The following is a 21,618-nucleotide window of genomic DNA, read 5'->3' as shown; positions in this document are numbered from 1 at the left end:
TCATCCCTCTTTTACTATGGATTTAATATGTTTAAATGAAGGTCATACATTTCCATTACATTTTGAGTTTGAAAGACATGAGCTGTTAAATAGGCGCCGTAAAAAATAGAGTGTAATAGTTTCACAATCTGTGAAATGTCCATCTTGAGTGTAATTTCTCCTGCAGCTTTTCCTTCTTCCACGCAGTTTGCAAATACTTCATTCAAATTTGGAATGAGCTTTCGAACTTGTTCTTCTTTTCCGGGATATAATAGATGAATTTCTGCATCGGTTAAATGAGGCATACAAGGATGCATTTTTTCTTCTGAGAGAAATGCAATCAAACTTAACATCAGTCCAGGTTTTTCTTTTGCATATTCTGAAACTCCTTCAAAAACATGGCGTAGTGCGGTCAGTCCTTTTTTGTTTGTTTCTTTCAGCTCCAACATACGATCCGTTAACCATAACCTCATAAAATAAATAAGAATGTCTTCTTTTCGGGAGAACATTTTAAAAAATGTCACCTTTGAAATTTCTACTCGTTCGCATAATTCTTCAACGTATACTTCTCGAAATGATTTTTCTCCAATGATGTCTAATGCAGTGTGAAATAGCTTGATTTTTGTTCGTGCTTTTTTGATTTCTCGTAGCGGTAATTTCTCTTTCATTACTATGCTCCTTGTTAGTAAAAATTAACTCTTATTAATAAATTAACACGAGTTAACTTTTGAATCCACACTATAATTCTAATTTTTCTGATAGATAAGAAAAATGTTTGGTATGATGAAATTAGAAGAAATAGTAAAATACTTGGATAATGAGTAAGAGGGAGATAAATATGAAGAATGAACTTACAAAAGAATTAAACTTAGAAAAAGTCAACTTATTAGAGATGACAAGAAATATTACGGAGCAGTATAAAAATTTTGTTGTTTCAGATGTAAATAACCACTGTTTACGCATCGCGGTATTTATAGGAGAATATGATTGGCATTTTCATTCGAATTCAGATGAATTATTTATGGTATTAGAAGGAGAGTTATTGATTGATTTTCAAGATCGAGAAACGATTGCCTTAAAGGCAAATGATACGTTATGCATTCCAGCGGGGACGATTCATCGGACAAGAGCATTGAAGCGTACTGTAAACCTTTGTTTTGAAGACGTAGATGCCGATACGGTTATCGTGGAGAATGTATGAAGAGTTTCTCATTATGATATGTTCAAAAGAAAAATGGAAGTTCTTTAAGGGCTATTATATATGAACTTATCAGTGCTATCACTGTGGGAATTGCGATATCGGGTATGCATTACGCAGAAATGGCTGCCGTATCTTTTTGCTTACCTTCAGCTTTAAACGCGCAGTACGAGGAGTGTAGTAGATGGAAAAAATAATAAACAGGTGGCATATATGCCACCTGTTTATTATTTTACAAACTGTAATTCTTTCGGGAATTTCGTTAAAATTTCCACGCCATCTTTCGTTATATAAACATCATCTTCAATACGAACGCCGCCTACGTTTGGTACGTAAATACCTGGCTCGATCGTGAAGACCATTCCTTCTCGTAATGGAGAGTTGTTGCCTTCTTTTACATCTGGATATTCGTGGACGCTAATACCAAGTCCATGACCAAGGCGGTGCGGGAAGAAGTCGCCGTAGCCAGCATCTGCGATAATAGAACGAGCAGCACGGTCGATTTCACTAAATGTCACGCCCGGTTTACATGATTCAACTGCATGTAATTGACCTTTTAATACAGTGTCATAAATGCGTTTTTGTTCGTCTGAAATTTCGCCAAAAGCAACTGTACGCGTAATGTCAGAGCAGTAACCATCGATAATAACACCTAAGTCAAATAGGACGAAATCACCGCGTTGAATTTTATTTGCACCTGGTACACCGTGCGGAAGGGCGGAATTTGCACCTGTTAATACCATTGTGTCAAAGGACATTTTATGAATGCCTTTTTTCTTTAATTCATGCTCAATTATCGCTAATACTTCAAGTTCACTGCGATTCTCTTGAATTGCATCTACCCCAACTTCAATTGCATAATCAGCCATAGCAGCAGCTTGGCGTAAAATCGCAAGCTCTTTTTCATCTTTAATTAGGCGAAGTTCACGTACTTTTTCTTCAGCAGGTTTGAAAGATGCTTTTGGGAATAATTGTGATAAGTGCTCGTAGCGTTCTACATTTAAATGTTCTTTTTCAATTGCAACTGCATTTGCATCAATGCCGCGTGCTTTGATTGCTTTCGCGATCATATCCCATGGATTGTCTGTATCTGTAAAACCGATAATTTCGTGAGTCCAGCCAGCACTTCTTACTTTGTCTTCTTCCATCTTCGGACAAATTAACATCGGTTCTTTTTCTTGGAATACAAATAGACCGAGTAGTCTTTCATGCGGTTCGCAGTGGAAGTTCGTCATATAGAAGACGCTCGGTGTAGAAGTTAAGAATGCAGCTTCTGTATTTTTTTCTTGTAACCATTGCATTAATTTTTCTAATCTAGTATTCATATATCTGCACCTCCGAAATTTCAATTACATGTATAACTTTACATCGAACGAAAGCGTTATGACAAGCAAATCGATGTTTGAAAAGACAGGAAATTGCGAAATCGTGTAGAATAGAAGGTGTGGATATGAATAAGGGAGGTAATGAAAAGATGAAAGTATCTTATCACGGTCATTCAGTTGTAAAGATTGAAACGAACGGAAAGGTTATTTTAATTGATCCATTTATTACAGGTAATCCGAAAACAGATTTAAAAGTAGAAGAGGTAACAGTTGATGCAATTATCCTTTCTCATGGACATGGTGATCACGTTGGGGATACAGTAGAATTAGCAAAAAAACATAATGCAGTTGTTATTGCACCGTTTGAGCTTGCGACATTTTTAGGTTGGAAAGGTGTAAATACACATCCAATGCATATTGGAGGTTCTCATGCATTTGAATTCGGAACAGTGAAGTTTACACAAGCATTTCATGGTTCTAGCTATGTTGATGAAGAAAATCAAACGATTACATATACAGGTATGCCAGCGGGGATTGTATTTACTGCAGAAGAAAAAACAATTTATCATGCCGGAGATACAGCGTTGTTCTCGGATATGAAATTAATTGGTTCTCGTCATACAATTGATGTGGCATTTTTACCAATTGGAGATAACTTTACAATGGGTCCAGAGGATGCCGCGTTAGCTGCAGAATGGATTGGAGCGAAAATTGTTGTGCCAATGCACTATAATACCTTCCCAGTTATCGAACAAGATCCGCATCAATTTGTAGAAAAATTAACCGGTAGTGTAGGGAAAGTGTTACAAGCAGGAGAAACAATTGAATTGTAAAAAAGAAACCTTCATTTTGCGCGACAAAGTGAAGGTTTTTACATGTGGGAAGGACATAATGTAAATGTTGGATTTGTTATATTATTTTTAGATTGTAATCTATGTGTTTCTGTTTCAGTTACTTCGTTGATTTTGATTGCTACTTTCTTTCCATCCACGAACGCTAACAATACCGCGCCAATTATTTCTAAAATTTTTTTCATATTATATCGCTCCTTGTCTCTCATTTCTTGTCTTTATTGTACGATAAGAAAATGAAACAAACTATCGAATAAGATGACAAGGAAATTACATAATTGTAAGAAACATGTATCCTTTTGTTATAAAAAAATTAGTACAGATATATAAACATACAGTGTAACAGTTTTGAAAATATAGTATACTAAAAAGATAACACATGAAGAATTTAGGGAAAAGAAAGTATGGTGAAACTACTTGGCTACGAAACACAACCAAATTTTGGAATATATCAACAGTTTGCCAATTGGGCATAAAATTTCTGTGCGCCAAATTGCAAAAGAGTTGAGCGTAAGTGAAGGAACGGCATATCGGGCGATTAAAGATGCGGAAAATAAAGGCTATGTAAGTACAATTGAACGGGTCGGGACAATTCGTATTGAACAAAAAAAGAAAGAAAATATCGAAAAGCTAACATTTGCAGAAGTTGTTAACATCGTGGATGGTCAAGTACTTGGTGGTAGAGAAGGTTTACATAAAACGTTAAACAAGTTTGTAATCGGGGCAATGAAGCTAGAAGCGATGATGCGCTATACGGAAGCTGGGAATTTACTTATTGTCGGAAACCGTACACAAGCACATCAATTAGCGCTTGAAGAAGGAGCAGCTGTACTGATTACAGGTGGATTTGATACAGAAGAGCATGTGAAGAAATTGGCAGATGAATTAAAGCTGCCGATTATTTCGAGCAGCTATGATACATTTACAGTAGCAACGCTTATTAACCGAGCTATTTATGATCAGCTTATTAAAAAAGAAATAGTTCTCGTTGAAGATATTTTAACACCAATTGAAGAGACGGTATATTTACAGCCAAGTGATACAGTGGAAAAATGGCATAAGTATAATGAAGAAACGATGCATGGCCGTTATCCGATTGTAGATGAAGCAAATAAGGTGCTTGGCATTGTAACGTCCAAAGATATGATCGGTGTAGTAAAAGAAACACCAATTGAAAAAGTAATGACAAAACAGCCGATTACTGTAAACGGAAAAATGTCTGTTGCGGCAGCAGCGCGTATGATGGTGTGGGAAGGGATTGAGCTTCTTCCAGTTGTTGATGATAGCAATACATTGCAAGGTATTATTAGTCGTCAAGATGTGCTGCAAGCACTCCAAATGATTCAGCGTCAGCCGCAAGTTGGGGAAACGATTGATGATATTGTAACGAATCAATTTATGAATCCGAAAGAAGCAAAACAAGATTCTGCTTACCATTTTTCTGTTACACCACAAATGACAAATTCAATAGGAACTTTGTCATATGGCGTCTTTACAACAATTGTGACAGAAGCGACAAATCGTGTGCTTCGTGCGCAGAAAAAAGGTGACGTCATTGTTGAGAATTTAACCATTTACTTTGTAAAGCCGGTTCAAATTGATAACGTTGTGTCCGTACATCCGAAAGTGCTAGAAATTGGACGTAAATTTGGTAAGGTGGACGTAGAAGTACGACATGAAGGAAACGTTGTTGGAAAAGCATTGCTCATGGTTCAATTGATTGATCGTTAAGGAGGAAAAGCTGCCTGAAAGGGCAGTTTTTTTATATAAATAAATATCTGGATTTTCGTTCGATGTGTTATGATGGGAAATAAAGGGAGTGATGTATGTGTTATCTTCTGGTATCTTTTTCGGAAGCATTGCTGTTCTTTACTTTTTAATCATGATTCCAATTCAATACTCCTATATATCTGGCTTGAAAGAAAGAATGAAACAAACAGGTCTCGCGCAAAGTGAGTTATATGAAAAAATGTCATTTGAAGAAGAACAAGCGCATTTTAGTTTGCAAGGGAATTTGTTTAATTTACCGTCGGCTATTGTTGCGAGTCTTATATATAAATTGCGCCATCGTTAGTAAGTGTCTTTATTTTAAGACAAGTCCTAATGACTATATTGTAGCAATAATAAAAAATATAAAAAGGCCGGTCTCACTATTGATGAGCCGGCTTTTTTGTATAGTATGTGGGCATTTCATTTCGTTAGGTTGGTGGGAATCTCTACACATGTCTCTAAACTAAAAACGGAATTATCCTTGTTTCTTTTCAATATACATGCAATGGGGAATATGATTTCATCTAGATGTACCTTGTCCTACTCAAGACAAAAGCTTTGTAACGCCTGTCGTTTTTCCTTTGTTAAACCGAACTCATGAGCAAAGTACGTATCAAGGTTTCCATACGTATTCGTAATAGATTGGAAAACACCTTCTAAAAACTCCTCTTTTACTCCAAGCAGCTGTTCCATAATTTGAAGACCTCTGTCATCCAAATGCGCTGAAATTTGCTTCAATACCTTTTCGTTAAACTCTTTCATCGTTTCATTTGTCAATAAATAATCTTCCATAACAGTTTCTTTTGGAACTCCAAGCACAGATAAAATAAGAGCAGCACCAACGCCCGTACGATCCTTTCCAGCGGCACAATGATGTAATAACCCCAAATTATTTGGGTCTTGGATAACTTGCATCAATCGTTTGTAAGATGGATTGTTTAGCGGAAGTTTGGAATACACCTCCCACATAATATCTAAGTTAAGATTTTTGAAGAAATTATTTCTAGCCATTTCTTCGATCGTGCCGAATTGATTATTTTGCTCTGATGCCGGGATACGTTCGTATGCCACGTTTGAAAGGATAGGATCGGGCTTATTTTGTGCTTCCAGCTCATCGCGATAATCAAAAATGTATTTAATGTTTAATGTTTGTAAGAAATTCATATCTTCATCTGTCAAACCTGTTAGTTCGTCTGAACGGAAAAAAAGTCCAAGTTTTACTGTGCGGCCATCGTATGTTTTATAGCCGCCCATGTCACGAAAGTTATGAGCTCCAATAAAGGGGATTACTCGGTTTGCAGGATATGTCGCATAACGAGTTGCTGTTGTGATTTCCATTAAAATAAACACCTCTTCTATTTGTAATTAAAAACACTTGCTTGGTGGAGAGTTGGATGATAACTTTCTCTTTTTCAGAGCAAGTTGTATACAAGCAGAATACTACCTAATTGTAAAAGAAATATTAAGGCTTTTTAAAGTTCTTGTAACTTTCGAATGTTAGATGCGTTGAAATAATATTTTGGGGTTTCCTTGTAGTTCAAAAACAGGTATTTTGTATACGAAAAGGATACACGGGAGTTATACATTTCTACAGCTAATCTAGAACTGGTTATGTGAAAGATAGGAAGAAATTATTTTTTAAAAAGCGTCCCATATTATCAGAAAAGAAAAAGAGAAAGGGACGAAAGATTTATGATCTGACGTCCCAATAGATAAACAAGTAAAATTTACAGTCTTCCTTCCATTACTACACGATTACGAGTGTTGAGAAGAGTCTCTTTTACTATTTGCTTTGCACCTTCATAGTCTTTGGATACTACAGCTTGATAAAGAGATTCATTAACGCGGTTAGCGGAATAATGAGGCTGATGAGGAGTAAGCTTCCAGTTTACCGTAGCAATCATGATAATTTTATCTTGATATGAATCCATAATTTGCAGCATAGCTTGATTATTTAAGGTAGACATAATACAGCGTGAAAACAAATGGGAGTATTTGACGTATTCAGGATAATCATCTTGCTGGCTAGCTTCAATCTGATTTTTGAGACATTTTCCTAATTCCGAGATATTTAAAATACAACCGCGTTCAATCATAGAATCTAGCGCATGTATTTTAAAAGAGGTTAGCACTTCCATCATATCCAAAATTTCTTTAACTGAAATTTCTTTCACTAAAATGCCCCGATTTTTTAATGAAACCACAAACCCCTCCGATTCCAAATGAGAAATGGCAGTTCGAATCGGTGTTCGGCTCATGTTTAGTTCGTTTGCAAGTTCGTTTTCTGATAATAGTGTTCCAGGCATGAAATCGCCAAGAATAATCTTTTGACGTATGTTTGCATAGGCAATGTCTATTAAAGATTTAGATGACATGAACTTTTAATTCCTTTCATTTATCATTTACAAAATTATCTTAAAGTAGCTGAGTTTCAACTGCAAGTAAATAATCGTAAGTGTAGGTTCAGGATAAATGAGAAACTTACATGAAGTTTAAAAATAATTAATATTTCATTTACATTCCACTGGTATTCTTCTTGTATACAACTAAGAAAGGAAGGTATACCTAAGCCAAAAGATCGTTTCTCACTGTTTGTAGACCAATGACTTTAAGGGGGAAGATAGAACAAACTAATAAGCGCAGAAAAGTGTTGTATAGAAACATAAATAACAAACAATTTGGAGGAGACATACAATGAAGGTTTCGTCAAAAACGGTTCTATCTTACGGACTGGGGAGTCTTGGGCAGAATTTAGTTTATATTTTGACTGTTAGTTATTTAATGTTATTTTATACCGATTACTTTGGGATATCAGCAGCTGCTGTAGGAACATTATTTCTTGTAGCCCGATTGTTGGATGCTTTATTGGATCCTTTTATAGGCATCATGGTAGATAATACAAAATCCAGATGGGGAAAGTTTAGGCCGTATCTTTTGCTTCCCCCCGTTATTATGGCCGGTTTTACAGTTCTTTGCTTTTTGCAGCCTAATATTAGTCCTGCCGCTAAGATCATTTACGCTTCTGTAACCTATATCATGTGGGGAATGAGCTTCGGTCTGGTAGATGTTCCATATTGGTCTATGACATCCGCTATCACAGACGATCCAAAGGAAAGAACAAAAGTGGTGATGGTGCCTCGTGTAATGGCAATTATCGCTGCATTATTTGTAAGTGTCTTTACCTTACCGCTTGTTAAAGCGTTAAACAGTTGGATCCTTGTCAGCGCGATCTATGCAGTATTATGTATTGGCTTCTTTTGGATTACGTTTTTCAATGTAAAAGAACAAGTAACAGTAGAACGAAACGAAAAGTTTACGTTCAAAGATGCTTTTCGTGTAATTAAATCGAATCAGCCGCTTCTGCTGTTGTTGTTGACAATGTTAATGGAAGACATCGTAACAAAATTCCGCGGTGCTTTCGGTATCTACTATTTCAAATATTATTTACATGCAGAAAATCTGTTCCCTGTGTTTTCTTTGGTGAGCATAGTGCCAGTATTAATAGGAGGCCTGTTAGCACCTACGATTTCGAAGCGCTTAGGGAAAAAGAAAACTACTATTATTGGAATTATTGGTTACGGTGTAGAGCATATTGCTTTATTCTTTGTAGGCAAAAATATGATTCCGTTCTTTACACTAAATATTCTAGGTGGTTTATTTTTTGGTATAGCGACGATTACAATGAGTGCTATGATTGCTGATTGTGTGGAATACGGGGAATGGAAAACTGGAAAACGGGCAGAGGGAACGGTATTTTCTACTAACACTTTCCGCGCTAAATTCGCAGGAGCGATTGGCGGAGGAATAGGAGCTTATGCGCTTTCTGGTATTGGTTACATCCCGAATCAAACTCAAGCAGGTACAACAATGGTTTGGATGCAGTTGTTTTTTACGCTTATTCCAGGAATTTTGCTGCTTATCTCTGTTATACCGCTTATGAAATACCAGTTAACAGAAGGGTTCTATGAAAAAATCCTATCTGAAATAAAAATTAGACGAAAGAGCCATACGACTGAATTTAAGAATGCGCAATAAGAGCTGATGATTCGGACATGTATGAAAACACACACAAATCAGGGGGAGTAAACATGATGAATTTAAGAGAAAATCCTTTCTATCTAACAGATCAAGATATTGCATGGGTGAACGAAACCTTATCCTCTATGACGACTGAAGAAAAAGTCGGACAACTTTTCTGCTTGCACGGTATGGAGAAGGATGAAAAGAGATTGAAAGAAATACTGGAAAAATTTAAGCCTGGTGGGTTTATGTTTAGGCCAGACAAAGGAACGGCAATTCAAGAGGTTCATCGTTTTTTACAAGAGCAATCCGCTATTCCTCTACTTCTTGCGGCAAACCTAGAAGCCGGAGGAAATGGCATTGCATTGGACGGGACAGCAATTGCTAATCCTATGCAGACAGCAGCAACAGGAAACACAGAAATAGCATACAAGTTAGGGGAGATTGCAGCTAAAGAGGGCAGTGCTGTCGGCTGTAACTGGTCTTTTGCACCTGTAGTAGATATTGATATAAACTTTCGAAATCCGATTACCAACATTCGTACCTTTGGATCAGATGTTTCCACAATTATAAAAATGAGCAAAGAGTATGTACAAGCCTTGCAAGAAAACGGACTAGCGGCATCTATCAAACATTTTCCAGGAGACGGTGTGGATGAAAGAGATCACCATTTAGTGACTTCTGTTAACTCTCTCTCTGTAGAGGAGTGGGATCGTACCTATGGTATTATTTTTAAGGAATTAATTGAGGCAGGTACAAAAACGATTATGCCTGGACATATTATGCTCCCTCATTATTCCAGAAAGCTTCGTCCTGATATTAAGGAAGAAGAAATCATGCCGGCTACTCTATCTAAAGAATTGTTACAGGATTTACTAAGAGAACAACTGCAATTTAATGGTGTCATTGTCTCTGACTCTACCATGATGGCCGGGTTCGCAATGGCAAAAAGTCGAGAAGAGGCAGTTCCTTTAACAATCGAAGCGGGCTGTGATGTGTTCCTCTTTAACCGAGATATACAAGAGGACTTTGAATTTATGATGAAGGGTCTTGAAAACGGACTGCTGACGATGGAAAGAGTAGAGGAAGCAGTCACGAGAGTGTTGGCCTTAAAAGCATCTCTTGGTCTTCATAAAAAAGAAGCCACTGAGTTAATTCCGAGAGAAGAGGAGCTCAAGGTACTCGGCTGTCAAGAACATAAGGAGTGGGCATCCATTGCAGCAGATGAATCTATTACTTTGGTAAAAGATACAAAACAATTACTGCCTATATCCGCTGATCAATATCGAAGAGTTTTGTTAATTCCTGTAGAAAACATAAATTCTCAGTTAAAAGCAGAGGGCTTCTACTCAAAATCCTGGACTGAGAGCTTTGCAGATAAGCTGCGAACAAATGGGGTTGAGGTGGTTCTCTTTGATCCAAATCAAAATTTTGGAGCGTCATTTACAGCTCCTACGTACACAATAAAAGAACAATTTGACCTTGTTATTTATTTGGCGAACCTTCCTACCGCTAGCGTAAAGCCTACTTTGCGGCTGCAGTGGTCGCCCAAGCTTGCGGGCGATTTACCATGGTTCATTCAGGAAGTGCCTACTATTTTCATTTCTTTAGCTAATCCGTATCATTTATTCGATATTCCGAGAGTCCCTGTCATGATTAACTGCTATCACGCAAACGAAAACATTATTGATTATCTTTATAAGAAGTTAACGGGGGAATCCGAATTTAAAGGAAAGAGTCCGGTAGATCCATTTTGTGGATGTTGGGATACGCGGTTTTAATCAATGATGTGTTATCTCGCATTAATGGGCAGTAAGACCCCACTGATGGAAGTTTCACTTTATAAGCTAAGGTCGTAACGGTGAATGTACAAGGGGTTTTAATTTAAAAACGGTCATCCTTTCATGGGTATTCTATGAAAGGATGACCGCTTTTTTATGTCTCCAATGAATCTTACAGAAGAACTACAGTTATTAGATAAAGGAATGATTTCTATTTGATTGTAATACCAAATTCACTCAAAGCAAGCGCTTGGAAAGTTTGTATATCAATCGTTTGTTTAGATTTATGATTCCCTATCGTTACGGTATAAGTTTTGTCTGTCAGTGTAACGTAACCATCGTCTGTTCGTTTTGCAAGAAGCGGTGATTTATTAAATGGTGATTGTTCATGGTGGGTAATGATTTGTTGTGCATTTTGTAAAACCGTTTCATCAATTGGCGATGTGAAGAAGTCATAGCCAATTTCTAGAGTGCCATTTTGATATTTTTCAAATGCGTATTCTCCTAAATCTGTTTTTTTCTTTTGAATACGATATTCACCAGTTGAAGAAGATACTAGTTCTCCTGTAAACGGAAGAGGCTGCAGGGCATGGTGTGAACCGAAACCAACATCAATCAAGTATGGCTGACTGTTATGCTGAAGAATCGTTGCAAAGTGTGTTCCAATTAGCCGAATTTCTCCATCATTAAATACAGTGCCACATATCATATGGACTTGAAATCCTAGTTCTTTTAAAGCGTAGTAAAACAAAGGGTTCAGCTCATAGCAAACACCGCCGCGCCGGTTGTCTATAATCTTTCTTTTTAAGTTTTCAAAGGTAATATCAATGTTTTCATTTTGTATAATACTAATATTTTCAAATGGCACATGTTTAGCAAATTGAGATTGTAACGTACGAATATCTTCAAATGTTACATCTTTTTTTTCATATTGAATGCGGTTGAAAAAATCGTTTAGAAAGGTGTTCATTTTATCTCACCTCAAATTATTTTTGTAACTGCTCTGCCTCTTCAATCGCAAGCGGTAAAAAATGCTTATATTGGCGAATACCGTTGTAGAGGCTAGCACCGCCAACAATTACAAATAAAGTTCCAACGATTATACGAGCTGCTGAAAGATCCAAGAAAAATTGGTTCAGGCCAAATAATGCAACGAATAATCCGAGTGCAATCGCTGATTTTCCAGCAAGCCATCCTTTCTCCATGGAACGGTTTGTACGGAAATATTTCGTTTTGTAGAAAAGATACAACATAAATGTAACGATAATACAAAAGACTAATACTGGCATGATCCCAATCCCCCATCTACTTGTATGTTATTTATTTTATTGTAAATCAATTATCGTCCTGTATGAAGTGTTTTGGGTTATAATGGGTATAAATTGGTGAAAAAGGAGACTTTTACATATGCATGAGAAGATTTTAGAAGCAATTAAGCAATTTGATACGATTATTATTCACCGTCATGTACGTCCGGATCCAGATGCATTAGGTTCTCAGTGCGGACTTGGTACAATGCTGCAGCAATCGTTTCCAGAGAAAAAGATTTATATGGTAGGATATAATGAACCGTCTTTAGCATATTTACACGTAATGGATGAAATTGATGATGCTATATATGAAGAGGCGCTTGTTATCGTTTGTGATACAGCAAACCAAGAGCGCGTTTGCGATCAGCGTTATACAAAAGGAAAGCAATTAATTAAAATTGATCATCATCCAAATAAAGATCCGTACGGAGATATTGTTTGGGTAGATACAACTTCTAGTTCTACAAGTGAACTTATTTATGAATTTTATTTATATGGCAAAGACAAAGGGTTAACTTTAACAAAAGAAGCCGCGCGTCTTATTTTAGCTGGTATCGTTGGTGATACAGGCCGTTTCTTATTTCCGAGCACATCGGCAAAAACACTTCGTTATGCATCTGAACTTGTAGACATGGGAGTTGAATTCCCTGCATTATATGATGAAATGTATAAAACAAATGAGCGCATTGCACGTTTAAATGGTTACATTTTACAAAATTTCACAATGGCAGAAGAAGGAGCAGCGTATATTAAGATAACGAAAGAAATATTAGAGCAATTTGATGTACTTCCGTCTGAGGCATCAGGAGTTGTTGGAGCACTTGGAAACATTGAAGGCTTAAGAGCGTGGGTTCTATTTCTAGAGGAAAAAGATGTAATTCGTGTTCGACTTCGTTCAAAAGGACCGGTAATTAATACATTAGCAATGCAATATAACGGTGGAGGGCATCCGATGGCGTCAGGTGCAAAAGTTTTTTCTTGGGAAGAAGCAGATCGTCTTTTTGCAGACTTATGTGAATTGTGTAAATAAGAAGAAAGGTAGAGGGGACTCTACCTTTCTTGTTTTATCTTTACGCTAATTTCGAGTGTAGTGTCAAAAGAAACTGTTTCGATTTCAAATCGATAGACACGGTCGTAATATTTATATACTTTATTTTCAATGACCTTTTTCAGTAGTTCTTTATTATTTGCAACGCTCTGAATATTTTGGGTAAGCAAGTGGCGGAGATCATCGCGAATCGAGGTTTTTAATGTTTCAACAGTTAGAGAGTCTACATTGTATTTATCATGATTGACAATCTCAACTTCAATCTCTTGAATCGTTAATATTTTTTTATTTTTTTCATTTTCTTTATTTTGATCTTCAATAATTACATGTAAGTCATCTGTTAATTTCTTTATTTTTGCTTCTTGTTGTTCCAGTGTTTTGGTTTGCACTTCTTGAAATACGCCATATATGTACAAAAAAATAATCCAGCTTAAAATACCGCCAACAGCAGCGCCGCCTAAAAAAAGCTTCCATCGATTGGAGAGTGAGCTTGGAACTCTCATACATGCTCCTGTGTAATCCAATTAATAATAATGAATCCTGTTTGCATACCGCCTGTGGCAAAGAAAATGAGAAGAATTTGTTTCACAATATCTTTTGTATCTCCTCCAAAGAAGCTGCGTTCAAAGCTGTAAAATGTATCAAAAGTCCCGCCAATAGCAGCGACAAGTGCCCAAATTCGTAAATTTTCTGCAAACTGCGTAATCATTGTGAGGGGTGGTTTTCCAACTAAAAAAGCACCGACCCCGCCGATTAACGATCCACCAATCATAACACCAAGGGCAATAAAATAACTTGTAACGAGAAGAGAGAAAAAGCTTTGATTCACTTCCATCATCATTCCCCTTTCTTTTTCATGTATATGGACAAAGAAGGAGAAGTATGTTTTGATTTCACGTATAATAAGAGGTAGTCAAATAGATAAAGAGAGGGCATAAAAGTGAAGTTTGTGCATTTACAATGTCAAACCGTTTATAGTTTATTGAAAAGTGCTTGTAAAATAGACGAGCTTGTTCATCAAGCGAAAGAACTTGGTTTTACAGCATTAGCGATTACAGATGAAAATGTGATGTATGGTGTTGTTCCGTTTTATAAAGCGTGTAAAAAAGCGGGTATTAAACCGATTATCGGTTTAACAGCTTCGATATGGAATGAAGAAGAGGATCGGTCTTATCCACTTGTTTTACTGGCTGAAAACGAAACTGGGTATAGAAATTTACTCAAAATTTCTAGCAGCATTATGACAAAGTCAAAAGACGGTATTCCAAAGAAATGGCTTGCGCACTATGCAGGCGGATTAATTGCGATTTCTCCAGGGAAAAATGGCGAAATTGAACAACTTGTATTGCAGGGCAAACATGAGGTTGCTGAAGAAGTAGCGAATATGTACAAAAGTATATTTGCAAGCTTTTACATAAGCTTGCAGCACCATGCCATTCAAGAAGAATTATTGCTGCAGGAAGAGCTTCTGCCATTTGCAAAGCAGCTTGGAATTCCGCTTGTGGCGACGAATGATATTCGTTATGTCAAACAAGGCGATGCGATTGTACAGGAATGTTTATTATCCGTTCATAGCGGGACAAAAATGACAGATTCTGAAAGGCCGCGTTTACAAACTGATCAATATTATATGAAATCGCCTTCTGAAATGGAAGCGTTATTCTCTGCTATGCCAGAAGCGATTGAAAATACTGTATGTATTGCAGAGCGCTGTCATGTAGAGATTAAGTTTCATACAAATCAACTTCCGAAGTTTCCGGTACAAACAGATGAGTCATCGGATCGCTTTTTACGCCGCATTTGTGAAGAAGGGCTGAAGAAGCGTTATGAAACAGTGACAGATGTGCATAAGGCACGTCTAGCGCACGAATTAGGCGTTATTTCTCGAATGGGATTTAGTGATTATTTTCTTATTGTATGGGACTTTATGACATACGCTCACGAGCACCGCATTTTAACAGGACCAGGCCGTGGTTCGGCAGCTGGATCACTCGTGTCTTACGTACTGGAAATTACCGATATCGATCCAATTCAGTATGATTTACTGTTTGAACGATTTTTAAATCCAGAGCGTGTTACACTTCCTGATATTGATATTGATTTTCCAGATATTCACCGCGATGAAATGATTCGTTATGTGAAAGATAAATATGGAGAACTACGTGTTGCTCAAATCGTAACATTTGGAACACTTGCAGCAAAAGCAGCGATTCGCGACATTGCAAGAGTAATGGGGCTGCCGCCAAATGAAATTGATATTTTTTCAAAGCATATTCCATCCAGGGTTGGGATTACATTAGAGGAAGCTTATGCAGGATCGCAAGCACTGCAAAATTATATACAAAGTAACCTTATATTTCAAAGGATATTTGATATCGCAAAACGGGTAGAAGGCTTGCCCCGTCATACGTCTATTCATGCAGCCGGAGTGATTATGAGTGAAGAACCGCTTACAAATAGCGTTGCCATTCAAGATGGGCATGATGGTGTATATATTACGCAATATCCCGCAGAGGTATTAGAAGAACTTGGATTGTTAAAGATGGACTTTCTTGGTCTTCGTAATTTAACGTTGCTTGAAAATATTTGTACCTTTGTTGCACAAACAACTGGGACAAATATAGATATAAAGAAATTGCCTCTTCAAGATGCGAAAACATTTGCACTGCTTGGACGAGGAGATACGACTGGAATTTTCCAGCTCGAATCAAGCGGAATGCGGAATGTTTTGCGTTCGTTAAAACCGAATGAGTTTGAAGATATTGTTGCAGTCAACGCGCTATATCGACCAGGACCAATGGAGCAAATTCCGGTGTTTATTGAATCAAAACATGGGAAACGTGCGATTCATTATCTTCATCCTGATTTGAGACCAATTTTAGAAAATACGTATGGAGTTATCGTTTATCAAGAACAAATTATGCAAATTGCCTCTCGTTTAGCAGGATTTTCTCTTGGTGAGGCGGACTTATTACGCCGTGCAGTAAGTAAAAAAAATCGTGATATTTTAGATGAAGAGCGTACTCACTTTGTGAAAGGTTGTTTGCAAAATGGATATGATGAAGAAACTGCCCAAAAAATTTATGATTTAATCGTTCAATTTGCGAATTATGGATTTAACAGAAGTCATGCAGTTGCTTATAGTATGATTGGATATCAGCTTGCCTATTTAAAAGCAAATTATCCGCTGCAGTTTATGACAGCACTATTATCAAGTGCAATTGGAAATGAAGAGAAGATTGTACAATATGTTCGGGAAACAAAGCGAAAAGGGTTTCATGTTTTACCTCCATCTCTTCATAAGAGCAGTTATGATTTTCATGTTGAAGGAAATGCAATTCGGTATAGTTTACTTGCTATTCGCAATGTAGGGATGGCGACAGTGAAAGCCTTGATTGAAGAAAGAAACAAAAAAACATTTCAAGATTTATTTGAGTTTTGTTTACGTATGCCGGCGAAGTTTGTAACAGAACGCAATTTAGAAACAATGATTTGGGCGGGTTGTTTTGATGATTTTGAGGTTTCACGTTCGTCCTTGTTTAACAGTATTAAAGGTGCGTTAGAATATGCGAGCTTAGCACGTGAAATTGGCGAGGAACTTGTGCCGAAGTCAGAGTATGCACAAGAGGCAGAGCTATCTTTTATCGAACAATTAAATAAAGAGAAAGAAGCACTAGGTTTTTATTTATCAAGTTATCCAACTGCACAGTACGAACCGCTTGTTAAACAATTAGAAATTCCGACACTTGCACAAGCGATGAAGCAGCAAAGAAAAGTGCAGCGGGCAATTGTGTATTTGACAAATATAAAAATCATTCGAACAAAAAAATTACAAAAGATGGCGTTTGTCACGTTTTGTGATCAAAATAATGAAATGGAAGCAGTTGTATTTCCTGAAACATATATCCATTTTGCAGAGCGGTTACAAGAAGGTGAAATTGTTTTAATAGAAGGTACAATTGAACAGCGAAATCACAAACTGCAATGGATTATAAATGGTGTCTATCCGCTAGAACAAATGGATACTTACGATAAAATGAAAGACGCTTCTATTTACGTGAAAGTACCATCACAGTATGAAAAAAGGCTGTTAAACAATGTAACAAAAATATTATTTCACTATTCAGGTTTTGTGAAAGTACTAATTTATTATGAAAAAGAGCATAAGATGGTACAATTATCTCGTAGTTTATCCATTCATCCAAGTGAAGAATGCCTACAAGCACTTTATGAGGTAGTCGGGAAGGAAAATGTCGTTGTAAAAATATAATGGACAATTTCCCTCTATTTCGATTATAGTAATAATAGCGTTCGTGGTCAGACCACCTTGGAGAATGAATAATGCTATTCAGCAAGAACATATGAGGAGAGTGGATCGTTTGTCAACACTTCGTGAAGAAGCACTTCACATGCATAGAGTGCATCAAGGAAAATTAGAAACTGTATCAAAAGTAAAGGTAGAAAATGCAAAAGATTTAAGTCTTGCGTATTCTCCAGGGGTTGCAGAACCATGTAAAGTTATTTATGACGATAAAAGCAAGGTATACGAATATACAATGAAGGGCAATATGGTAGCAGTTGTAACAGATGGAACGGCTGTGTTAGGTCTTGGAAATATTGGACCGGAAGCATCTCTTCCAGTTATGGAAGGTAAAGCTGTATTATTTAAGAGCTTTGCTGGTGTAGATGCATTTCCAATTGCTTTAAATACAAATGATGTAGATAAGATTGTTGAAACTGTAAAATTAATGGAGCCAACTTTTGGCGGCGTAAACTTAGAAGATATTGCAGCGCCAAACTGCTTCATTATTGAAGAGCGTTTAAAGAAAGAAGCAAATATTCCTGTATTCCACGATGATCAGCATGGGACAGCAATTGTAACAGTAGCGGGTCTTGTAAATGCATTAAAGCTAGTTGGAAAGAAAATGTCTGATATTAAAGTTGTCGCAAACGGTGCCGGAGCAGCTGGCATTGCGATTATTAAACTTTTATATCGCTACGGCGTACGTGACATTATTATGTGCGATACGAAAGGTGCGATTTTTGAAGGTCGTCCTGTTGGTATGAATCCTGTGAAAAATGAAGTTGCAAAATATACGAATAAAAATCGTGTAGAGGGTTCATTAGCAGAGGTGATTCAAGGTGCAGATGTGTTCATCGGTGTATCTGCAGAAGGCGCATTAACAGAAGAAATGGTTCGTTCTATGAACAAAGATGCAATTATCTTTGCGATGGCGAATCCAAATCCAGAAATTATGCCAGAAATCGCAAAAGCAGCTGGAGCAGCTGTTGTAGGTACAGGTCGTTCGGACTTCCCGAACCAAGTAAACAACGTATTAGCTTTTCCTGGTATTTTCCGCGGTGCTCTTGACGTACATGCAACGCAAATTAATGAAGAAATGAAGATTGCAGCAGTAAAAGCAATTGCTGAGCTTGTATCAGCTGAAGAACTGAATGAGGATTATATTATTCCAGCTCCATTCGATGCGCGCGTAGCACCGCAAGTGGCAGCGTATGTAGCGAAAGCTGCAATGGAAACAGGTGTTGCTCGCCGTCAAGTCGATCCGAATGAAGTAGCTGAGAAAACAAGAAAACTAGCGATTATCGGTAAAGAATAAGCGAGGAGTGTCCATTGACATCATCACAAACAAAAGTATACCTGGAAATAGTGAAAAAAATCCGTTCTATTATAAAAGAGGACGGATTAGAAGCAGGTAATCGCCTGCCATCTGAACGAGAGCTAAGCGCACGTTTAAATGTTGGTCGTTCCTCTGTTCGTGAAGCGCTCAGAGCGCTGGAATTGGTCGGCTTAATTGAAACGCGGCGCGGTGAAGGGACGTTCATTCGAAATTTTTATGAAAATGGTCTTGTGCAATTAATTGCACCGTTCGTATTACAAGATGAAAAAACGCGGCAAGATTTGTTACAAATGAAAGAATTGCTTGAGAGGGATGCGATTCGTGTTTTATGTCAAATGCAGACAGAAGACTGCTTAAAGGCACTTAAGGCAATTTTTTCTGATGAACAGTCATCTATCGCTGAATTTCATCAAAACTTTTTAAAAACGCTTGTAGAGCAAGTAGATAATTTTTTAATGTATCGTGTTTGGATGATTGTACATGACTACGCTTCGACGCTTTCTTGTGATGTTCATTTAAACGCGAGAGAGTTGCATGAAAAGCTATATAAAGCATTAGAGAATAAGCAGGAACAAACAGCAATAGAGCTTTATGATGCAATCATAGAGAACATACAGTTTCATTTGTAATTCTAACATCTATACAAAATTTGTCGAAATGACCATGACACGTTCTGACAAACATTCTGCCAGACAACGTTTAAAGTTAAACGTAAAGAGATGGGTTATAAGACAAATTGAGAAAACAAGGCTAACACTTATTAATGTAGGTGTTAGCCACATTTTCTTACTCGTTAACCTTAGCTCTTTTATCACCTAAAGGAGGGTCAAACTTTGCTACGAGATTTATTCCAAAAGAAGAAAAAATATGCTGCAATTCCTTCAGAGCAAGTAAGAAGAGATGTACCGGACGGTGTCATGACAAAATGTCCGAAATGCAAAAAAATCATGTATACGAAAGAACTTCTGAAGAATTTAAAAGTATGTGTTAACTGTGGGTATCATCATCCGATGAACGCATGGGAGCGTCTTGAAAGTTTGTTAGATGAAAATTCATTTCGTGAATATGACAAAGAAATGATTTCGGCAAACCCGCTTCACTTCCCTGGTTATGAGGAGAAACTTGAGAGCGATCGTAAAAAAACTGGATTAAACGAAGCAGTTGTGACAGGAGAAGGAACAATCGAGAATATGCTCGTTGTTGTTGCGGTTATGGATTCAAGGTTTCGAATGGGAAGCATGGGCTCTGTTGTAGGTGAAAAAATTGCGCGTGCTGCTGAAAAAGCACATGAAATGAAAGTGCCGTTTCTTATTTTTACCGCATCAGGCGGAGCTCGTATGCAAGAGGGTATTTTAAGTTTAATGCAAATGGCGAAGACGAGTGTTGCTTTGAAAAAACATAGCGATGCAGGCGGTTTATTCATTTCTATTATGACGCATCCAACGACGGGCGGAGTTTCCGCGAGCTTTGCTTCACTTGGTGACTACAATCTAGCAGAACCAGGCGCATTAATTGGATTTGCAGGTCGTCGTGTAATTGAACAGACTGTTCGTGAAAAATTGCCGGAGGACTTCCAAACGGCAGAGTTCTTACTGGAACATGGACAATTAGATGCAGTTGTGCACCGTAATGATATGAGAGATACACTCCGCAAGATTTTAGAAGTTCATCAAGGGGAGGAAGTGGCGTCATGGCAGAATTAGAATTTGAAAAGCCGGTTGTTGAGCTGAAAAATAAGATTCTTGAATTAAAAGAGTATACAAAAAACAGCCAGATGGACTTCAGTGAAGAAATCCGTATTTTGGAAGATAAGTTAGAGCATTTAGAGGAAGAAATATACGGCAATATGAAAGTATGGGACCGTGTTCAAATTGCTCGTCATGCCGAAAGACCGACAACACTTGATTATATTGAGCACTTATTTACTGACTTTTTTGAGTGTCATGGAGATCGCCTATTTGGTGATGATGCAGCAATTGTCGGCGGTATTGCGAAATATAATGGAATGCCTATAACGGTAATTGGCCATCAGCGCGGAAAAGATACGAAAGAAAATATTCGCCGAAATTTTGGAATGCCTCACCCAGAAGGCTATCGCAAAGCAATGCGCCTTATGAAACAAGCAGAGAAATTTAATCGTCCTATCATTTGCTTTATTGATACGAAAGGTGCATATCCTGGAAAAGCAGGTGAAGAACGCGGACAAAGCGAAGCGATTGCACGTAATTTATTTGAAATGGCAGGACTCTCTGTACCGGTTATATGCATTGTGATTGGTGAAGGCGGCAGTGGCGGTGCGTTAGGACTTGGTATTGGGAATTATGTCCACATGTTAGAAAACTCCACGTATTCAGTTATTTCTCCCGAAGGAGCGGCAGCAATTCTTTGGAAAGATGCTACGAAAGCAAAAGAAGCTGCTGAAGCGATGAAAATTACGGCGGCTGATTTGAAAGAATTAGGTGTAATTGATGAAATGATTCCAGAAGCTCGCGGCGGTGCGCATCGCAACGTTAAAGAACAAGCGGAATATATAAACCGTACCTTACTAAAAACATTCCAACAATTAGAAGGTGTTTCAAAAGAGAAACTGGTTGAAAATCGTTATACAAAATATATGAAAATTGGGCAAGTTTCGTTTTCAAACGCTTCCATTGGGGTAAAATAGAAAAAGCGTGCGTTCCATCTCGCGAATGCACG

At 37.5% G+C, this 21,618-nt stretch carries 21 protein-coding genes; 12 read left to right on the top strand and 9 right to left on the bottom strand.

Annotated elements, in window-relative coordinates; genetic code table 11:
* Positions 1–14 precede the first annotated feature (14 nt).
* Positions 15–647 carry a TetR/AcrR family transcriptional regulator gene (locus tag CN326_RS01135; RefSeq protein WP_098305382.1) on the bottom strand — a complete coding sequence of 211 codons (633 nt, stop codon included), beginning with the start codon at positions 645–647 and terminating at the stop codon, positions 15–17.
* A gap of 170 nt (positions 648–817) precedes the next feature.
* Here CN326_RS01135 and CN326_RS01130 point away from each other — a divergent pair, with 170 nt between their 5' ends.
* Positions 818–1,180: a cupin domain-containing protein gene (locus CN326_RS01130; RefSeq protein WP_098305380.1), complete on the top strand. Its 363-nt coding sequence runs from the start codon at positions 818–820 to the stop codon at positions 1,178–1,180.
* Positions 1,181–1,404: 224 nt separating this feature from the next.
* Here CN326_RS01130 and pepQ read toward each other — a convergent pair whose 3' ends face one another.
* Positions 1,405–2,502 carry a Xaa-Pro dipeptidase gene (pepQ, locus tag CN326_RS01125; RefSeq protein WP_098305378.1) on the bottom strand — a complete coding sequence of 366 codons (1,098 nt, stop codon included), beginning with the start codon at positions 2,500–2,502 and terminating at the stop codon, positions 1,405–1,407.
* Positions 2,503–2,651: 149 nt separating this feature from the next.
* Between pepQ and CN326_RS01120 the strand changes: the two genes are divergently transcribed.
* The gene (locus CN326_RS01120) at positions 2,652–3,335 is read left to right on the top strand and encodes a metal-dependent hydrolase (protein ID WP_098305495.1); all 684 of its coding nucleotides are present in this window, start codon (positions 2,652–2,654) and stop codon (positions 3,333–3,335) included.
* 38 nt (positions 3,336–3,373) lie between these two features.
* On the opposite strand, the gene CN326_RS24450 is transcribed toward CN326_RS01120, so the two are convergent.
* Positions 3,374–3,538, bottom strand: coding sequence for a hypothetical protein (locus CN326_RS24450; RefSeq protein WP_098305376.1), 165 nt, complete (start codon positions 3,536–3,538; stop codon positions 3,374–3,376).
* A gap of 232 nt (positions 3,539–3,770) precedes the next feature.
* On the opposite strand from CN326_RS24450, the gene CN326_RS01110 reads away from it, so the two are divergent.
* Together CN326_RS01110 and CN326_RS01105 are read left to right on the top strand one after the other, a co-directional pair.
* Positions 3,771–5,084, top strand: a complete 1,314-nt coding sequence (locus tag CN326_RS01110; protein WP_098305374.1) for a CBS domain-containing protein — start codon at positions 3,771–3,773, stop codon at positions 5,082–5,084.
* Between the two features lie 91 nt (positions 5,085–5,175).
* The gene (locus tag CN326_RS01105; protein ID WP_098305372.1) at positions 5,176–5,427 is read left to right on the top strand and encodes a DUF3949 domain-containing protein; all 252 of its coding nucleotides are present in this window, start codon (positions 5,176–5,178) and stop codon (positions 5,425–5,427) included.
* A gap of 236 nt (positions 5,428–5,663) precedes the next feature.
* On the opposite strand, the gene CN326_RS01100 is transcribed toward CN326_RS01105, so the two are convergent.
* Both CN326_RS01100 and CN326_RS01095 read right to left on the bottom strand, forming a co-directional pair.
* Positions 5,664–6,461 (bottom strand): tyrosine-protein phosphatase, encoded by a 798-nt coding sequence (locus tag CN326_RS01100; protein ID WP_098305370.1) that lies wholly within the window; start codon positions 6,459–6,461, stop codon positions 5,664–5,666.
* A gap of 389 nt (positions 6,462–6,850) precedes the next feature.
* The gene (locus CN326_RS01095; protein ID WP_098305368.1) at positions 6,851–7,498 is read right to left on the bottom strand and encodes a GntR family transcriptional regulator; all 648 of its coding nucleotides are present in this window, start codon (positions 7,496–7,498) and stop codon (positions 6,851–6,853) included.
* Between the two features lie 319 nt (positions 7,499–7,817).
* Between CN326_RS01095 and CN326_RS01090 the strand changes: the two genes are divergently transcribed.
* Together CN326_RS01090 and CN326_RS01085 are read left to right on the top strand one after the other, a co-directional pair.
* Positions 7,818–9,158 (top strand): glycoside-pentoside-hexuronide (GPH):cation symporter, encoded by a 1,341-nt coding sequence (locus CN326_RS01090; RefSeq protein WP_098305366.1) that lies wholly within the window; start codon positions 7,818–7,820, stop codon positions 9,156–9,158.
* Between the two features lie 53 nt (positions 9,159–9,211).
* Positions 9,212–10,924: a glycoside hydrolase family 3 protein gene (locus tag CN326_RS01085; protein ID WP_098305364.1), complete on the top strand. Its 1,713-nt coding sequence runs from the start codon at positions 9,212–9,214 to the stop codon at positions 10,922–10,924.
* A gap of 211 nt (positions 10,925–11,135) precedes the next feature.
* Here CN326_RS01085 and CN326_RS01080 read toward each other — a convergent pair whose 3' ends face one another.
* Together CN326_RS01080 and CN326_RS01075 are read right to left on the bottom strand one after the other, a co-directional pair.
* A complete protein-coding gene (locus CN326_RS01080) occupies positions 11,136–11,894 on the bottom strand; it encodes an arylamine N-acetyltransferase family protein (protein ID WP_098305362.1) in 759 nt (252 codons plus the stop codon).
* 16 nt (positions 11,895–11,910) lie between these two features.
* Positions 11,911–12,213, bottom strand: coding sequence for a YtpI family protein (locus CN326_RS01075; protein ID WP_098305360.1), 303 nt, complete (start codon positions 12,211–12,213; stop codon positions 11,911–11,913).
* 118 nt (positions 12,214–12,331) lie between these two features.
* On the opposite strand from CN326_RS01075, the gene CN326_RS01070 reads away from it, so the two are divergent.
* Entirely contained in the window at positions 12,332–13,264 is a 933-nt protein-coding gene (locus tag CN326_RS01070) for a DHH family phosphoesterase (RefSeq protein ID WP_098305358.1), read from the top strand.
* Positions 13,265–13,284: 20 nt separating this feature from the next.
* On the opposite strand, the gene ytrI is transcribed toward CN326_RS01070, so the two are convergent.
* Together ytrI and ytrH are read right to left on the bottom strand one after the other, a co-directional pair.
* Positions 13,285–13,785: a sporulation membrane protein YtrI gene (gene ytrI, locus CN326_RS01065; protein WP_098305356.1), complete on the bottom strand. Its 501-nt coding sequence runs from the start codon at positions 13,783–13,785 to the stop codon at positions 13,285–13,287.
* A complete protein-coding gene (gene ytrH, locus CN326_RS01060) occupies positions 13,782–14,123 on the bottom strand; it encodes a sporulation membrane protein YtrH (protein WP_098305354.1) in 342 nt (113 codons plus the stop codon). Before ytrH ends, ytrI begins: the two co-directional genes overlap by 4 nt.
* A 99-nt stretch (positions 14,124–14,222) precedes the next feature.
* Between ytrH and dnaE the strand changes: the two genes are divergently transcribed.
* From dnaE to accA, 5 genes are all read left to right on the top strand, one after another.
* The gene (dnaE, locus tag CN326_RS01055; protein ID WP_098305352.1) at positions 14,223–17,552 is read left to right on the top strand and encodes a DNA polymerase III subunit alpha; all 3,330 of its coding nucleotides are present in this window, start codon (positions 14,223–14,225) and stop codon (positions 17,550–17,552) included.
* A gap of 91 nt (positions 17,553–17,643) precedes the next feature.
* On the top strand, positions 17,644–18,900 hold the full coding sequence (ystJ, locus tag CN326_RS01050; RefSeq protein WP_176524509.1) for an NADP-dependent malic enzyme: 1,257 nt from the start codon (positions 17,644–17,646) through the stop codon (positions 18,898–18,900).
* A gap of 14 nt (positions 18,901–18,914) precedes the next feature.
* Positions 18,915–19,550: a FadR/GntR family transcriptional regulator gene (locus tag CN326_RS01045; protein WP_098305348.1), complete on the top strand. Its 636-nt coding sequence runs from the start codon at positions 18,915–18,917 to the stop codon at positions 19,548–19,550.
* 204 nt (positions 19,551–19,754) lie between these two features.
* A complete protein-coding gene (gene accD, locus CN326_RS01040) occupies positions 19,755–20,624 on the top strand; it encodes an acetyl-CoA carboxylase, carboxyltransferase subunit beta (protein WP_098305346.1) in 870 nt (289 codons plus the stop codon).
* Positions 20,612–21,586 carry an acetyl-CoA carboxylase carboxyl transferase subunit alpha gene (accA, locus tag CN326_RS01035; protein ID WP_098305344.1) on the top strand — a complete coding sequence of 325 codons (975 nt, stop codon included), beginning with the start codon at positions 20,612–20,614 and terminating at the stop codon, positions 21,584–21,586. Before accD ends, accA begins: the two co-directional genes overlap by 13 nt.
* Positions 21,587–21,618: the final 32 nt, after the last annotated feature.

This window comes from Bacillus sp. AFS018417, from assembly GCF_002560985.1.
Lineage (GTDB): Bacteria > Bacillota > Bacilli > Bacillales > Bacillaceae_G > Bacillus_A > Bacillus_A rhizoplanae.
Note: the sequence above shows the minus strand (reverse complement) of the source record. Positions and strands in the feature narration are given on the sequence as shown.

What these genes read in the sequence shown, in the direction of transcription:
- CN326_RS01085 (WP_098305364.1), top strand. Translation starts at nt 9,212, where the DNA reads ATGATGAATTTAAGAGAAAATCCTTTCTATCTAACAGATCAAGATATT.
- CN326_RS01095 (WP_098305368.1), bottom strand. Translation starts at nt 7,498, where the DNA reads ATGTCATCTAAATCTTTAATAGACATTGCCTATGCAAACATACGTCAA.
- CN326_RS01120 (WP_098305495.1), top strand. Translation starts at nt 2,652, where the DNA reads ATGAAAGTATCTTATCACGGTCATTCAGTTGTAAAGATTGAAACGAAC.
- accA (WP_098305344.1), top strand. Translation starts at nt 20,612, where the DNA reads ATGGCAGAATTAGAATTTGAAAAGCCGGTTGTTGAGCTGAAAAATAAG.
- CN326_RS01070 (WP_098305358.1), top strand. Translation starts at nt 12,332, where the DNA reads ATGCATGAGAAGATTTTAGAAGCAATTAAGCAATTTGATACGATTATT.
- CN326_RS01100 (WP_098305370.1), bottom strand. Translation starts at nt 6,461, where the DNA reads ATGGAAATCACAACAGCAACTCGTTATGCGACATATCCTGCAAACCGA.
- ystJ (WP_176524509.1), top strand. Translation starts at nt 17,644, where the DNA reads ATGAGGAGAGTGGATCGTTTGTCAACACTTCGTGAAGAAGCACTTCAC.
- CN326_RS24450 (WP_098305376.1), bottom strand. Translation starts at nt 3,538, where the DNA reads ATGAAAAAAATTTTAGAAATAATTGGCGCGGTATTGTTAGCGTTCGTG.
- ytrH (WP_098305354.1), bottom strand. Translation starts at nt 14,123, where the DNA reads ATGATGATGGAAGTGAATCAAAGCTTTTTCTCTCTTCTCGTTACAAGT.
- CN326_RS01090 (WP_098305366.1), top strand. Translation starts at nt 7,818, where the DNA reads ATGAAGGTTTCGTCAAAAACGGTTCTATCTTACGGACTGGGGAGTCTT.
- CN326_RS01105 (WP_098305372.1), top strand. Translation starts at nt 5,176, where the DNA reads ATGTATGTGTTATCTTCTGGTATCTTTTTCGGAAGCATTGCTGTTCTT.
- CN326_RS01075 (WP_098305360.1), bottom strand. Translation starts at nt 12,213, where the DNA reads ATGCCAGTATTAGTCTTTTGTATTATCGTTACATTTATGTTGTATCTT.
- CN326_RS01130 (WP_098305380.1), top strand. Translation starts at nt 818, where the DNA reads ATGAAGAATGAACTTACAAAAGAATTAAACTTAGAAAAAGTCAACTTA.
- ytrI (WP_098305356.1), bottom strand. Translation starts at nt 13,785, where the DNA reads ATGAGAGTTCCAAGCTCACTCTCCAATCGATGGAAGCTTTTTTTAGGC.
- CN326_RS01135 (WP_098305382.1), bottom strand. Translation starts at nt 647, where the DNA reads ATGAAAGAGAAATTACCGCTACGAGAAATCAAAAAAGCACGAACAAAA.
- pepQ (WP_098305378.1), bottom strand. Translation starts at nt 2,502, where the DNA reads ATGAATACTAGATTAGAAAAATTAATGCAATGGTTACAAGAAAAAAAT.
- CN326_RS01080 (WP_098305362.1), bottom strand. Translation starts at nt 11,894, where the DNA reads ATGAACACCTTTCTAAACGATTTTTTCAACCGCATTCAATATGAAAAA.